12 protein-coding genes are annotated in these 14,378 nt (G+C 62.7%); 7 read left to right on the top strand and 5 right to left on the bottom strand.

Annotated features, from left to right (window positions below; genetic code table 11):
• The first annotated feature begins 78 nt into the window (after positions 1–78).
• The 4 genes from VJ464_21300 to VJ464_21285 all read left to right on the top strand — a co-directional run bounded on the left by VJ464_21300 (position 79) and on the right by VJ464_21285 (position 5,519).
• Positions 79–1,320 carry a tetratricopeptide repeat protein gene (locus VJ464_21300; protein ID HKQ07677.1) on the top strand — a complete coding sequence of 414 codons (1,242 nt, stop codon included), beginning with the start codon at positions 79–81 and terminating at the stop codon, positions 1,318–1,320.
• A gap of 6 nt (positions 1,321–1,326) precedes the next feature.
• Positions 1,327–2,556: a tetratricopeptide repeat protein gene (locus tag VJ464_21295; GenBank protein ID HKQ07676.1), complete on the top strand. Its 1,230-nt coding sequence runs from the start codon at positions 1,327–1,329 to the stop codon at positions 2,554–2,556.
• A gap of 72 nt (positions 2,557–2,628) precedes the next feature.
• The gene (locus VJ464_21290) at positions 2,629–3,801 is read left to right on the top strand and encodes a multiheme c-type cytochrome (GenBank protein HKQ07675.1); all 1,173 of its coding nucleotides are present in this window, start codon (positions 2,629–2,631) and stop codon (positions 3,799–3,801) included.
• 44 nt (positions 3,802–3,845) lie between these two features.
• The gene (locus VJ464_21285) at positions 3,846–5,519 is read left to right on the top strand and encodes a CRTAC1 family protein (protein ID HKQ07674.1); all 1,674 of its coding nucleotides are present in this window, start codon (positions 3,846–3,848) and stop codon (positions 5,517–5,519) included.
• Here the strand turns inward: VJ464_21285 and VJ464_21280 are convergent.
• The gene (locus tag VJ464_21280; GenBank protein HKQ07673.1) at positions 5,516–6,289 is read right to left on the bottom strand and encodes a response regulator transcription factor; all 774 of its coding nucleotides are present in this window, start codon (positions 6,287–6,289) and stop codon (positions 5,516–5,518) included. The two genes, VJ464_21285 and VJ464_21280, sit on opposite strands and share 4 nt — an antisense overlap.
• 9 nt (positions 6,290–6,298) lie before the next feature.
• A complete protein-coding gene (locus VJ464_21275) occupies positions 6,299–8,332 on the bottom strand; it encodes a HAMP domain-containing sensor histidine kinase (protein ID HKQ07672.1) in 2,034 nt (677 codons plus the stop codon).
• Positions 8,333–8,561: 229 nt separating this feature from the next.
• Between VJ464_21275 and VJ464_21270 the strand changes: the two genes are divergently transcribed.
• Positions 8,562–9,293, top strand: coding sequence for a hypothetical protein (locus tag VJ464_21270; GenBank protein HKQ07671.1), 732 nt, complete (start codon positions 8,562–8,564; stop codon positions 9,291–9,293).
• A gap of 264 nt (positions 9,294–9,557) precedes the next feature.
• Positions 9,558–10,778: a di-heme oxidoredictase family protein gene (locus tag VJ464_21265; protein HKQ07670.1), complete on the top strand. Its 1,221-nt coding sequence runs from the start codon at positions 9,558–9,560 to the stop codon at positions 10,776–10,778.
• An 86-nt stretch (positions 10,779–10,864) separates the two neighbouring features.
• Here the strand turns inward: VJ464_21265 and VJ464_21260 are convergent, their stop codons facing one another.
• The 3 genes from VJ464_21260 to VJ464_21250 all read right to left on the bottom strand — a co-directional run bounded on the left by VJ464_21260 (position 10,865) and on the right by VJ464_21250 (position 13,107).
• Entirely contained in the window at positions 10,865–11,632 is a 768-nt protein-coding gene (locus VJ464_21260) for a ThuA domain-containing protein (protein HKQ07669.1), read from the bottom strand.
• A 143-nt stretch (positions 11,633–11,775) separates the two neighbouring features.
• A complete protein-coding gene (locus VJ464_21255) occupies positions 11,776–12,381 on the bottom strand; it encodes a gluconate 2-dehydrogenase subunit 3 family protein (protein ID HKQ07668.1) in 606 nt (201 codons plus the stop codon).
• A gap of 144 nt (positions 12,382–12,525) precedes the next feature.
• Positions 12,526–13,107, bottom strand: a complete 582-nt coding sequence (locus tag VJ464_21250; GenBank protein HKQ07667.1) for a hypothetical protein — start codon at positions 13,105–13,107, stop codon at positions 12,526–12,528.
• 149 nt (positions 13,108–13,256) lie between these two features.
• Between VJ464_21250 and VJ464_21245 the strand changes: the two genes are divergently transcribed.
• A complete protein-coding gene (locus tag VJ464_21245) occupies positions 13,257–14,372 on the top strand; it encodes a Gfo/Idh/MocA family oxidoreductase (GenBank protein ID HKQ07666.1) in 1,116 nt (371 codons plus the stop codon).
• Positions 14,373–14,378: the final 6 nt, after the last annotated feature.

Below are 14,378 nucleotides of genomic sequence, written 5' to 3'. Positions count from 1 at the left end.
GAAATGGCAAAAGGTCTGGTGTATAATTTTGCCCAGATTCTTTCATAGAATTCTTGCACATCAAACTGGAAGTCATAAATGGCAACCACGAAAAGATCAAGGCAGTTCGTGAAAGCGATGATCTCGCTTGTCGCTTGCGTCTGGCTGGCGCAGGCCGCGCCGGCACTGGCTCAGGCCGGCCCGGCGGATGTTGATCGCGCCTTTGCGCGGGCGACCGAACTGCATCAGGCGGGCGACATCGAAGGAGCGATCCGCGGCTATCAAGCGATCCTGGCGGCGCACCCCGACCGGGCGGATGTGCGCTCGAACCTCGGCGCGGCGTATTCGCGGCTGGGGCGCTACGAAGACGCCATCGCGCAGTATAAGCAAGCCCTGGCGCGCGACACACGCAACCAGACGATTCGTTTCAACCTCGCCCTGGCTTACTATAAGGCCGCGTGGTTTACGGAAGCCGCCGCCGAGCTGACGAGCTTTCTTGCCGCCGCGCCAAGGCAAGCGCCTGAACGGCGCAACGCGACCTTGTTGCTGGCCGATTGCGATGTGCGCCTCGGCCAGTACAAGCCGGTCATCGAGCTGTTGACGCCGCTGGCGGAGGCCGACGCCAACGACCGCACGGTGGCTTACCTGTTGGGCAGCGCCCTGGTCGGCGACGGCCAGATGAAGCGCGGCCAGGAGTTGATTGATCGAGTCTTTCACGGCGAAGATTCGGCGGAAGCGCGAATGTTGCTGGGCTCGATTCTGCTGCTCGCCGATGATGGGGCGGGCGCCATGAAAGAGCTTGAGCGCGCCATCGAATTGAACCCCAAGCTGCCCGGCCTGCACACCTGGTACGGGCGGGCGCTGATGCGCCTGGGCGATCCCGAAAAGGCCAAAGCGATTTTCAAAGTCGAGCTGGCGAATAACCCGAATGACTTTGAAGCGAACCTCTACATCGGCATTCTGCTGCGCCGCGACAAGGCGTTTGATGAGGCGCTCGGTTACCTGACGCGCGCCGCCCGCTTGCGCCCGCGCGATTCCTACGCCCGCTATCACCTGGGCGCAGTCTACGCGGCGACCGGCAAGCCCGCCGATGCCCGGCTGCTGCTCGAAGCGGTCGCCAAAGAGTATCCCGATTTTGTCGAAGCGCACGTGTTGCTGGCCTCGGTTTACTATCGGCTCAACCGACCCGAAGACGGCCAGCGCGAGCGCGCCATCATTCAGAAGCTGACCGCCGAGCAGCAGGCCAGGCAGCCGGGCGTGCAGGAGAATGACCGGCTCGACCCGGTCAAGCCGCCGGCCAACGCACCGACCAAGCCCATCGAGCAGAAAGAGAGACAATAGATTTTCATGACCCTCTCACGCTCTAACACCTACGCCGGCGCTTTATTGATGGCGGCGATTCTGCTCGCCGCCGCCGGCGGCGTTCAAGCTCGGACGCAGGGCCGCTCAAAGACACGGCGCGCGCCTGCCCAGACGCAAGCCGCAAAAAACAATCCGGCCTTTGATCAGGCGGTCAAGGCGGGCGACGAGGCGCGCCAGGCCGGTCGCTTGACCGAAGCCTTTGATGATTATGTGAAGGCCCTGAAGCTGCGCCCGACCTGGGCCGAAGGCTGGTGGAATATCGGCGCCATCCTCTACGACGGCGACCGCTATGCCGAGGCGCGCGACGCGTTCCGCAACTTCGTGTCGCTCGACCCCAAGCGCGGCGCGGCATGGGGCATGCTCGGCTTGTGCGAATTTCAAACCCGCGAATACGACCACGCCGTGGTCTCGCTGCAACGCGGTCGCGCCTTAGGATTTGCCGGCAATCAGGAGATCGAGTCAGTCGTCCGCTATCACACGGCGCTGCTCTACATTCGCTTCGAGCAGTTCGAGATCGCTTACGACATTCTCAGCGAATTCATTACCGTCGGCAACGACAGCCCCAAGGTGGTCGAGGCGTTCGGGCTGACGCTGTTGCGCATGCCCTTTCTGCCTTTGGAGATTCCGCCCGACAAGCGCGAGCAGGTGCTGGCTGCCGGGCGCGCAGGATTTTTCATGGCGGCGCGGCGCATTGACGAAGCGCGTGCCGCGTTCGACGTGCTGCTCAAACGTTACGCGGACGCGCCCAACGTCCATTACGCCTATGGCGTCTTTCTGATGAATCAGGATGCCGACGCGGCGCTCAAAGAGTTCCGCCGCGAGCTGGAGATTTCGCCGGCGCACTATCCGGCGATGGTGCAGATGGCCTTCGAGTTCCTCAAGCGTGGCGAATACGACACCAGCCTGCCGCTCGCGGAGAAGGGCGTGCAGTTAGCGCCAAAGATGTACGCGGCGCGCAACGTCCTGGGTCGCGTCCTGCTTGAGCTGGGGCAGACCGAGCGCGCCGTCAAAGAGCTGGAAGAAGGCGTGCGGCTGGCGCCCAGTAGCCCGGAGATGCACTTTGCGCTGGCGCGCGCCTACACGCGCGCCGGTCGGCAGGCCGATGCGGCGCGTGAACGTGAATTGTTTAAGCAGCTTCAGGAACAATATAATGCGCGCCGCGGCCCGCGCGCCGGCGGCGATACGGACGACAGCCAGCCCAAAGCAAAGCCTTGAAAGTTTAAGCGACTTGCGCGTTCCTCGTCGTAGCAAGCGGTTCGGTGCGTGAGTCGTGTGCCGAGAAGTGATATGACAAATCTGCGTGTAACCAGGCATACCTTGAGCCTGACGGTACTGGCCCTCTATCTGGCGCTTTTCGCCGCCGGCACGTGGGCTTCATCTAACGCCGCATCTGACGCCGCGCCGCAAAACGCCGCGCCGCGCTGGCATCCGCGCCGTGTGCCGGTCGGCACTGAATTTCTTGGCGATCAGGTCTGCGCCGAGTGTCACAAGAACAAAGTTACCACGCATGGGCAAAGCGCCATGGGCATGGCGATGGAAGCGGTCAGCAACTCGCTGGTGCTGACGCAGAACCCGGCGATGACCTTTCGCACAGGCCCTTACACCTACGAGATCAAGCGGCAAGATAAGCAGAGCCTTTACACGGTGACTGACGGCAAAGAGACGATCAAGGTGCCGATCCTTTACGCCCTCGGGCAGGGCAAAGCCGGGCAGACCTATGTGCTCGAATACCAGGGCGGTCTATATGAAAGCCTGGTGAGTTATTACAAGGAAGCCGGCGGATTGGATTTCACCATCGGCGCGCCGCGCACGGTGCCGGTGTCGCTGGAAAAGGCGCTCGGTCGCCGCCTTGGGGATCACGAGGCGGCGAGCTGTTTCAGTTGCCATTCTACGGGGTCGGTCACTGGCGGGCAGTTGCATCTGGACCAAGCGGCGGCGGGCATTCGCTGTGAAGGGTGTCACGGGCCGGGCGGCAAGCACGTGACCGCGAGCCGCGCCGGCGAGCCGAGCGCCAAGCTCATCTTCAACCCCGGTCGCCTGGGCGGCGACGAGCTGTCTCAGGACTTTTGCGGCGCGTGTCATCGCGGCACGGAAGAGTTCAATATGCTGAAGAGTCTTGAGATCAACAACGTGCGCTTTCAGCCGTACCGCATCTTTCACAGCAAGTGTTATTCGGACGACCGGCGAATCAGTTGCACGGCCTGCCACGACCCGCACGAGCCGCTCAAGCGCGAGGTCGCTTCTTATGATGCCAAGTGTACGGCCTGTCATGCGGTGAAAGCCAAGCCTGGCGCGCTGGCGGCAAAGCCCGCCGTGCCGGGCTCGACCGTAAGCTGCCCGGTCAGCACCAAGGATTGTGTCTCATGTCACATGCCGAAGTTCGGGCCGCCCGCCGCGCATTTTAAATTCACCGACCATTACATTCGCATTGTGAAGTCCGGCGACGACTACCCGAATTGAGTCGCGCAATGTGGGTCGAGACGCGAGTGAGGAGTTACGAGACTATGCGGTATTTCGCCCTGATTCTGATGGCGATGGTGGCCATCGCGCCGCTGCCGGCGCGAGCGCAAGCGCCGCTGAAGCCGGCCCCGGTCACCTTCGTCGAGGTTCCGCCGAGCGTAAGTAAAATCACCTGGACGCACGACAACGGGCGCTCAGAGCTGCGCCACTTGCCGGAGACCTGCGGCGGCGGCGGGCTGTTCTTCGACTTTGACAACGACGGCTGGCTCGACATCTATCTGGTCAACAGCGGCCCGTCAGATTTCTTCACGCCGAAGACGCCGCTGCACAATGCGCTCTATCGCAACAACCACGACGGCACGTTTACGGACGTGGCCGAGAAGGCCGGCGTCGCCTGCGGACAGATGGGCGATTTCGGCATGGGCGCCGCCGCCGCCGATTATGATGGCGATGGCTGGACCGATCTCTACGTCACCAACTATGGCCGCAACCGGCTCTTTCACAACAACGGCAACGGGACGTTTACGGACGTCACAGACAAAGCCGGCGTCGCCGCGCCGAACTGGTCAACCTGCGCGACGTGGTTCGATTACGACAACGATGGCAAGCTCGACCTTTTTGTGTCGAGCTTCGTGCAGTACAGCGGCACCGGCACGGTCTTCTGCGGCGACAACCGCATAGGCCGGCGCTACTACTGCGTGCCGCGCATCTTCAAGCCGCGCCCGAGCTACCTGTTCCACAACGACGGCAATGGCAAATTCACCGACGTCAGCAAGTCATCCGGCATCGCCAACTCGCTCGGCAAATCCTTCGGCGCCGTCGCCACAGACATCAACAACGATGGCTTGATGGATCTGTTTGTCGCCAACGACACGGTCGCCAACTTCCTCTTTCTCAACAAAGGCAGCGGCAAGTTTGAAGAGATCGGGCTGGCTTCGGGAGTCGCCTACAGCGACGCCGGCAGCCCGCGCTCAGGGATGGGCGTAGACGCCGGCGACTTTGACGGCGACGGCTGGCAAGACCTCTTCGTCGCCAACATCGATCAAGAGCTGTTCAGCCTCTATCGCAATCAGAAAGACCTATCCTTCATTGACCGACCGGGCGAGATTGGCCCGGCCACACGGCTGTTGAGCGGCTGGGGCTCGAAGTTCTTCGATTATGACAACGACGGCGACCCCGACTTGATCCTGGCCAACGGCCACCCCGACGATATGGTCGAGACACAGTCGCTGAAGGTGACTTATCGCGAGCCCTTGCTGCTCTTCGAGAACGTCAATGGCAAGTACATCAACGTCAGCGCGCAATCGGGCGACGTCTTTAAAAAAGATTTCTCGGCGCGTGGCATGTCGGTCGGCGATTACGACAATGACGGCGACCTCGACGTGCTGATCATCAACAACGGCGAGCCGCCGCTGCTGCTGCGCAACGAAGGCGGCAATCGCGGCAACTGGCTGGGGCTGCAACTGACGGCGACGCGCAGCAATCCGGGCGCGGTCGGCGCCATCATCACCTGGGAAGCCGGCGGCGTCCGTCGCAGCCGATTGAAGACGAGCGGCGGCAGCTTTCTTTCATCACACGACCCACGTGAAATTCTCGGCGTGGGCCGAGCGGCGAAGATTGACAGCGTCGAGATCAAATGGCCGAGCGGGCGCGTGGATAAGCTCACCAATCTGCCGCTAAATAAATACATCAAGGTGGTCGAAGGCGGCGGCAGCTAACGGTCAACGAATTTGTAGCCGAAGCCACGCACGGTCAGGAAGTGGCGCGGATGGCGAGCGTCGTCTTCGAGCTTCTGCCTGAGCCAGCCGACATGAACGTCAACCGTGCGCGTCAGAATCTCTGCGCCGTAGCCCCAGACTTCGCGTTGCAACTGCTCACGCGAAATGGTCGCGCCGCGATGCGCGATGAAAAAGCGCAGTAGCTCGAACTCGCGGGCAGACATCTCGACCGCTCGGCCGTCGCGCCGGACTTCGGTGCTGCGAAAGTCTACTTCGATAGCGCCGAAGCGAAAGGTCTCGGCGGCTTTCGTTGCTGCAAGCGACGACTGCCGACGCAGCATGGCTTCAACACGGGCCAGTAGTTCCATCGGCTCGAACGGCTTGGTCAGATAATCATCAGCGCCGAGCTTCAAGCCCAGCACTTTATCGATCACCTGACCGCGCGCCGTCAGCATCATCACCGGCGTCGTGACCTCGCGGGCGCGCAGGTCGCGGCAGATGTCAAAGCCATTCTTGCCCGGCAGCATCACGTCGAGCAGGATTAGCTCGAATGCCGCCTCGGCCGCCATGCGCAAGCCGCTGATGCCGTCCGTCGCGCTCTCGACCTCGTAGCCTTCGCTCGCCAGCAAATCCGTCAGCGTCAGCACCAGCCCCGGCTCGTCTTCGATAATCAGAATGCGATGCGCCATGATGTGCCTGTTGTCGTGAATGTGGCGCAAGGCGGTTAGCTTGCGCATGGCTTCGCGCAAGCTAACCGCCTTGCGCCACATCAGAGTGATTCATACGTCCAGCCCCGGCAGGTGAATCGTGAACGTGGCGCCGTTGTCTGAAGCCGCCGTGACGCGCCCGCGATGCGCTTCGACATGCTTGCGCACGATGCTCAGCCCGAGGCCGGCGCCCGAGGCCGGCGAAGCCATCACCGCCGCGCCGCGATAAAACGGCTCGAACAGGTGCGGCAGGTCTTGCGCCGCGATACCCGGCCCGCGATCCGTAATGGTAATCCGCGCCTCATTGCGCCGGCCATGGCGATGCGCGCGGACATTGACGCGCAACTGCTTGCCGGCGTCAGCGTATTTGAGCGCATTTTGCAAAAGGTTCTTGACCGCACTCTCCAGCGCCGGCGCGTCGGCAAGCACGCGGGGCGGCGGCTCGTCTTTTTCATACTCGACCTGCCAGCCGGCTTCGGCAAACGCCGGCGCGCAATCGCTCATGGCGCGCTCGACGATCTCGTCCAGGCGAACGGGCTGAAAGTCGTACTGCCGGCGGTTGGCCTGGATGCCTGCGAAGCTCAAAGCCTGCTCGACCTGCGCCGACAAACGGCGGGTCTCGTTCTGAATCATCGCCCCGTAATCCTGCACGCGCCGTGGCTGGCTGACGACGCCGCTCGCAAGGTTATAGCTTGCCGAGTGAATGACGCTCAGTGGCGTGCGCAGTTCGTGTGTAATGCTGGCTACGAACTCCATCTGCTGCCGAGCGAGCCGGCGGGCGCGCTGCGCGGCCAGCACCATCACGGCGATGCTGCCGCCGAGCAGCAGGAAGATGCCGAAGTTGAGCGCCAGATTGCGCCTGCGAGTTTGCCCGACCTCATTATCGAGCGAGCCGGCGCGATGGCGAGCGACCAGCCGCCAGGAATTGCCCGGCGAGGCATCGGCGCGGAACTCGTCTTCAGGCCGGCGCAACGGGCGCAGCGGGCGCTCGGGCGGGCGCGGCGGCGGGTTGTTGATGGCTCGGGGCGGTGGACCATCGCGGCGTGACGGGTCATCGCGGCGCGGCGGGCCTTCGCCGGGTGGCGGGCGCGGCTCATTGCCCGGCGGCCCGTTGGGAGGTGGCCCATTGGGGGGCGGCGCAATCCGCGGCATGGTTTCCTGCCCGAGTATCACTGTGCCTGCGTCAACCTGTCGGAGCGCATCAAGTGTAAGGCTGGCATCCGACTGATAAATCATCTCCGGCCCGTCGCCGCCAACGACTGCCAGTTGATAGTTGCTCAGACCCGCCGCGCCGAAGAGCCGCTCGACCAACCCCGGCAGGAACTGTGATTTGAGATACTCGCTGCTCAATTCGAGGAAGCACCAGCCGCGCAACACCGGCGCGCCGGGCGGCTGGTCGGCGGGGCCCGGAATCATCAGGTCGCGCAAAGGGCGTGGCTCATCTCCCGGCGGCGGCGGGGGCGGCTGCGCATCGTTGCGCGGCGGCGGTTGCCCCTCGTTGCGTGGCGGTTGTCCCTCGTTGCGAAGTGGCGGCGGTGACAGCGGTTCGGGTGGCCAATCGCCGGGCCTGCCGCCGGTTTCAACCAGTGGGAAGATCAGCACAGGGCGCGATCCTATTAGCTCGAAAGCCATGCCGCGCGGAAAGTAAGCCAGCCCGCCGCCCGGCATGCGTAATCGTTTGTCGAGGATTTCTTGATAAAAGCTGAGGGCGGCGGGCCACGGTTGCGGCGTGAATTTGCGCTCGCGCCCATTCAGTTGGCTGAACCTTGATTGGCCATTCACCTGCTCGCCGAGGTAGAGCGCGCCGAGCAGTTGCGGGCGGTTGGCGGCGCTCTGCCATTGTGAGTAGAGTCGCAAGAGGTGTGATTCCAGGTTGGCGCCGGGCGGCACTTCGGGCGAGGGGCGAAACATGGGAATCAATTCCTGGACGGCACCGTTGAACTCGCCTTTAATGCCGGCCAGCGCGCCATTGAGCGACTGGCGGCGCTCCAGCAGGTCGGCTTCGCTGGCGCGTTTGATCCAGCGATATTGCAGCAACGCGGCAGCCGCCAGCAGCAGGGCTAGCATCAGCAGGCCGACCAACAACCATCTTTCTTTGATCCGCACGGGCGACACAGCGGCGATTATAGCGCAGCCGCGCCGCGCTTGCCGCCGGCCTGCGCCAGACTTTACCTGATCTTTACAAAGCGCCGCTGTCTTTACCAGAGCTTTACACCACCTGCCGGGCTTTTGTGCTTATAATCGCCTGGTCATAAAACGGCGGGCCGAACCTGATGCGGTCGCGCCGCCTGACACGGCAAAGGTCGGACGAAGATTGGTAGAAAGGAAGGATGAGATGAGACCAGGAGTTTTATGGACCGGCATGGCTTTGATTCTTATGGCCCCGCTGCTCGCCATTTCGGCGCAGGAGCGCCCGGCATTCGAGCCGCTGCGGGCGAAGATTGTGATTGAGCATACAGACCCGAATCATGGGGCGGGCACAGAGGTCGGCCAGTTCTATCGCGACGCTGAAGGTCGCACACGCGTCGAGGTCGGCAATCACATTACGATTACCGACCCGGTGGCGCGCACCCGCTACGAGCTGGACACCGAGCAGCACGTCGCGCACAAGATGCCGTTGCCGCCGGGCGGCCCGCGCGGTCGTGGCCCGGGCGATGCCTTTATGCCCCCGCCGCCCCCGCCGCCACCGCCCGCGGGCGCGAATGGCCCGCCGCCGAATCGCATGATGCCGCCGCCCCCGCCGCCGCGCCCCGATGGTCCCCGGCCTGAAAGAAAAGACCTCGGTACGCGCCAGATCGAAGGCTTGACGGCGCAGGGCTGGGAAGTCACGCGCACGCTACCGCCGCCGCCCGACGCGTCAGAGGGCAACGTGACCGAAACCACACAGACCTGGGTGTCCGAAGAGTTACGGCTGCCATTGCTGATGGAGTCGGTGCTCTCGGATGGTCACAAGCACGCGCGGCGATTTACAGAGATTCAGCGCAACGCCACTTTGGACGCTTCGCTGTTCGCGGTGCCCGCGGGCTACGAGGTTGTCAACGCGCCGCCCCCGCCGCGCCGGCCTTAGCTCACTGCGACGCGGCGACGCGGAGACACGGCGACGCGGCGAAGGGAAGGCGGCGAAGAGATTCGAGGTTGTTGCGTCGCCCCGTCGCCCCATCGCCTTGTCGCCCTCTAGCCCTCTCGCCGCGTCGCCTCGGTCGCCGCGTCTCTCCTGCGTCGCCCCGTAGAAGTCGGCGCACCACAACCACTGAAAGAAACGCCATCATTCAGCCGGAGCGCCCTGGCTCCCAGCCCGCCGTGTGCCCGGCCTCTGTGGAGGATACTTGCCATGAGATCACTGAAACGCTGTCTACTGGTGTTGTTCGTCGCGATGTTGTTGTGGCCGGTGGTGCGGACGCAGGCCGTCCAGGAGACGGTCGCTATCGAAGCGCTCGCCGGGTTCGCAAATGAGAGCAATGGCATGGTCGATCAAGCGACATTCGACGCCGACCGCGAAGCGTTCGAGGAGCGCGACACGATTGCCGACGGCCTGGGGCCGGTCTACAACGCGCAGTCGTGCGCCGAGTGTCATCAGAATCCAGTCACCGGCAGCAGCAGCCAGGTAACCGTCATGCGCGCAGGGCACCGCGACGGGGCGGGCAATTTCTTTGAAGCGCCGGGCGGCTCGCTGATCAACGACCGGGCGATTCATTACTCGTTGCAGGAGCGCGTCACGATTGATGAAGATGTGCGCGCTTTTCGCTCGTCGCTCAGCACGCTCGGCGATGGTTACGTCGAAGCGATTGACGACGCCACGCTGATGGCGATTGCCGCCAGCCAGCCACGCGATTCGGGCGGCATGATCGCCGGGCAGGTGATCCGCGTGCCCTTGCTCGAAGCGCCGGGCCAGATGCGCGTGGGCCGCTTTGGCTGGAAGAATCAGCACGCCAGCCTGCTGTCGTTTTCTGCCGACGCCTACCTGAATGAGATCGGCATTACCAACCGGCTGCTGCCGCGCGAGAACACTTCAATGGGCCATTCGGTCGCGGCTTATGATGGCGTGGCCGACCCGGAAGACAACGACAATGACATTGACGCTTTCGCGCGCTTCATGCGGGCGACCAGAGTGCCGCCGCGCGACGAAGCGCTCGCTGCGACCGATGATGCGCGCGAAGGCGCGGAGATTTTTAACCAGATCGGCTGCGCCATCTGTCACGTGCCGACGATCAACACCGCGGCCGCCGGCACTGTCATCAATGGCGGCACATTCACGGTGCCGCCGGCGCTCGGCGGCAAAGCCATTCATCCGTTCAGCGATTTCCTGCTGCACGACGTTGGCACAGGCGACGGCATTGTGCAGAATGGCGGGCCGGCGACGGCCAACAAGCTGCGGACGCCGCCGCTCTGGGGCTTGCACGTGCGAGCGCGACTGATGCACGACGCGGCGACGTTGACGCTGGACGAAGCCATACGCCGTCATGCCGGCGAAGCGCGGGATGTAGTTGCGCGCTACAACGGTTTGCGGCGGGCAAGGCGCACCCACCTGATCGCGTTCCTGCAATCGCTGTGATGCGGGGTGTGCCTGAATAGAAGAGAGGCGGTCGAAAGCCGCCTCTCTTCCGTGTTGAGATGCTTGGTGAGCAGCAGGAATGATGATTATCGCGCCGACTTGTCTTTCATGGCCCAGGAGAGCGCCCCGAGGATGAGCTGTTGGAAACGGGCATCGCGCCAGACCTCTTCGCGGTGGCCGAGCGCCGTGTAAAAGACGCGCCCCTTGCCATAATCACGCCACCACGCCAGCGCAAAATCTTTATCCTTGCGATGCACCGCCGGCAGCGTCAGATCAACCGAATCCGGGTCGAGGCTCAACAGCACGTGAACGCGCTGGCGCGAGAAATCTTTGAATTGATAAATCTCGTCCTTGATCTGAAACGATTTGTCGAGGTGCCGCGTCGCCGGGTGTTTGTTATCTTCGACGCGCACGGTGACGTCCTTGTGCCAGGGGTGCTGATCGAAGTAGCCGCCAATCAACTCGCCGTACTCGGGCCACTTGTAAAACGTGTCGGTGGCGCTGTGAATGCCGACGAAGCCTTTGCCCGATTTAATGAAGTCTAAGAACGCCGCTTTCTGCTCGTCCGTGATAGGCAGCTCGCCCGTGGTGTAAAAGACAACGGCGTCGTATGGCTTCAGCCCTTCGCGGCTGAGCAGCGCGCAGTCTTTCGTCGCCGTCACCTCGAACATGCCGCTGCGCTCGCCGATCTCTTTCATGATCGTTTCCGACACCGGCAGCACCTCATGTTTGAAGCCGGCGGAATGTGTAAGGTAAAGCACGCGATGTTTGGCGCGCGCCGCCTCGCCCGTGCCGGTCTGCGCGAAGGCGGCGGCCAGGGCGACGACGAGGATAGTAAAGAGTTTCTTGATCATAAGCAGGTAGGAAAACGCGGCGCACAGGCTGCGGCCTACGCGATACGAAGGAGCCGCAGCGTTTGCTGTGTAGCGCAATCTGATAGATTGTGCAGCGACTCGCGCAATCTATCAGATTGCGCTACTTCCAATTGAAACCCGCACTAGCCCTGATGCTCGGGGTGCGTGCAGCCGACGAATTCTTTGAGGTACGAGTTGCCTTTGTACTTCAGCTCTTTGTGAATGCCGATCTCCGACGTGTAGTAGCCATCAATCGTCGCATTCTTGATGGTGCGGAAGAATTTTTCGGCGACCGTCTGCGGGTTGCGCTCGTTGTTGCTGATGGCCTTCAACAGCTCGACCTGCTGCTCGGCGCTCAGATCAGCGTAGGCTTTCTTGAACTTGTCGTTGCTCACCTGGTTGACCGCACTCAGACCCTCGCGCCAGGTCTGCTTGACGGCTTCGGGCGATTCGCTGACCACCAGATCGATGTACTCGTTGACGCGCGCGGCTTTGGCGCCGGGCGACGAATCGTCTGCCGGGATGATGCGCTCGGACATCTCGACGACCGTGCGGTTCTCTTCCGGCGTGAAGAACTTGAGCGGCTGCGGCTTGGCCTCGGCTGCCGTCTGCGTCGCCGTGTGCATGTGCTGGTGTTCCTGAGCCGCGGCCGTCGCGTTCAGCACCGGCAGCGTGGCAATGACGCCGGCGCCGACCGACAGACCTTTGAGCGCTTCTCTGCGAGTCAACTTGTCTTTTGATTCAGCCATGATGAAATCTCTCCCGAAGTTCGATGCGCAGGCGCCGGGAGCGCCCGCCACGGATTTGCTCAAGCAACTTGTCTGGGATTGCACGCGCCTACGTCGGTGCAGAAGTAACTTTTAACCGCCGGGGCTCAAAAGTCAAGCGCGCCATCAGCGGTTGGTCTGCGGCGTCTGCCACGAGAGCGCGAACTCGCAGCACGAGTTACCTTTGAGAATGCAGTTCGGGTGCGTGAAGCGCGTGTTGGACGCGCCGGCCAGGTCGAGCGCCTTGCTCCAGAAGCCGCCGAGGCTCTCGCAGACGGCGCGCGTCGGCTGGACGCCGGCCTCGTAGCGGTAGCGCACAATGCAGCGCGCCTCGCCGGTGTGCTCGATCTCCAGTTGATGCGTGTCGTGGAAAAAGAACTCTCGGATGGAGGGGAATTTTTCTAACTGCTTGACCGGGTCCTTGGCGAGCAGTGTGCGGTAGACGCCTGTGAAGACATACTCGGCCATGTGACGCCCGACTTCGACCGATAGCAGCGGCGCGCCTGGCGTCGCCAGCGCCTGCGTCATGCGGCGCAGGCCATCCAGGGCGCTGTAAGGATACCAGTTCGTCGGCAGAAAGAACGCCGAGCGCAGCGAAGGGTCTTTGCGGCTGACGGTGTCACTGGCCGCGGCGACCGCTTGATCGCCATAGCGCTTCTTCAATAGATCCACCCATGCGTTGAGTAACACCCCTTTGATTTCCGCCATGTTTATCTCCTCAAGTCGTCGAGTTGTCGGGGGTGCGGGGTCATCCTGCTGATGTTGACGAATATACGCAGTCGCCGGGCGTTTTTCAATAATTTTCTCCGGCGCGGTGCTTGACATGAGCGGCGCGAGAAAGTTAAGTTGCGGGCGCTATGACAAAAAAACTCAACATCGCAATGATCGGCTACAAATTCATGGGCAAAGCGCACAGCAATGCCTGGCGGCAGGTGGCGCGGTTTTTCGACACGCCTTACGAGCCGGTGCTGAAGGTCGTCTGCGGGCGCGACCAGACCGCCGTCCGGCAAGCCGCCGATAAACTGGGATGGGAAGAGGCCGCGACCCGCTGGGAAGAGGTCGTCGCGCGGCCCGACATCGATGTCATTGACATCTGCACGCCCGGCGATTCGCATAAGCCGATTGCCATCGCCGCCGCCGAAGCCCAAAAAGTAGTCTTCTGCGAGAAGCCGCTCGCCAACACGCTCGCCGAAGCCGAGCAGATGCTCGACGCCGTCAAGCGCGCGGGGGTGATTCACATGCTCTGTCACAATTACCGCCGCGCCCCCGCCGTGCAGCTCGCCAAACAGTTGATTGACGAAGGCCGCATCGGCGAGCTTCGTCACTTCCGCGGCACCTACCTGCAAGACTGGATCGTTGACCCAGAGTTCCCGCGCGTCTGGCGCTTGCAAAAATCCGAAGCCGGTTCGGGGGCGCTCGGCGACATCGCCTCGCACGTTCTCGACCTCTCGCGCTTCCTGGTCGGTGAAGTCACCGAGACGGCGAGCCTGCTCAAGACCTTCATCCATGAGCGGCCCTTGCCCGGTTCAACCGAGCGCGCGCCGGTTGACGTAGACGACGCCTCGCTCAACCTGGTGCGCTTTGCCACGGGCGCCATCGGCACGATTGAAGCGACGCGCTTTGCCACGGGCCGCAAGAATTATCTGCGCTTCGAGATTAATGGCAGTAAGGGGTCGCTGGCCTTCAACCTCGAACGGCTGAACGAGCTAGAGCTGTACATCGAAGAAGGCCCAAACAGCGGCTTCCGCACAGTGCTGGCGACCGACGGTTCACATCCTTTTATGAGCGGCTGGTGGCCGCCCGGCCACATCATCGGCTACGAGCACACCTTCACGCACACCGTGCTTGATCTGCTGAAAGGCATCGCCGACGACAAGGTGCCGACGCCGAACTTTGAAGACGGCGTGCGCAACCAACGCGCGCTCGACGCGATGGAGCGCGCCGCCGGCTCAGGCAAGTGGGAAACAGTCTAACGCAAA

The organism is Blastocatellia bacterium (assembly GCA_035275065.1).
GTDB lineage: Bacteria > Acidobacteriota > Blastocatellia > UBA7656 > UBA7656 > DATENM01.
This window is presented reverse-complemented; position numbering and strand designations above follow the sequence as displayed.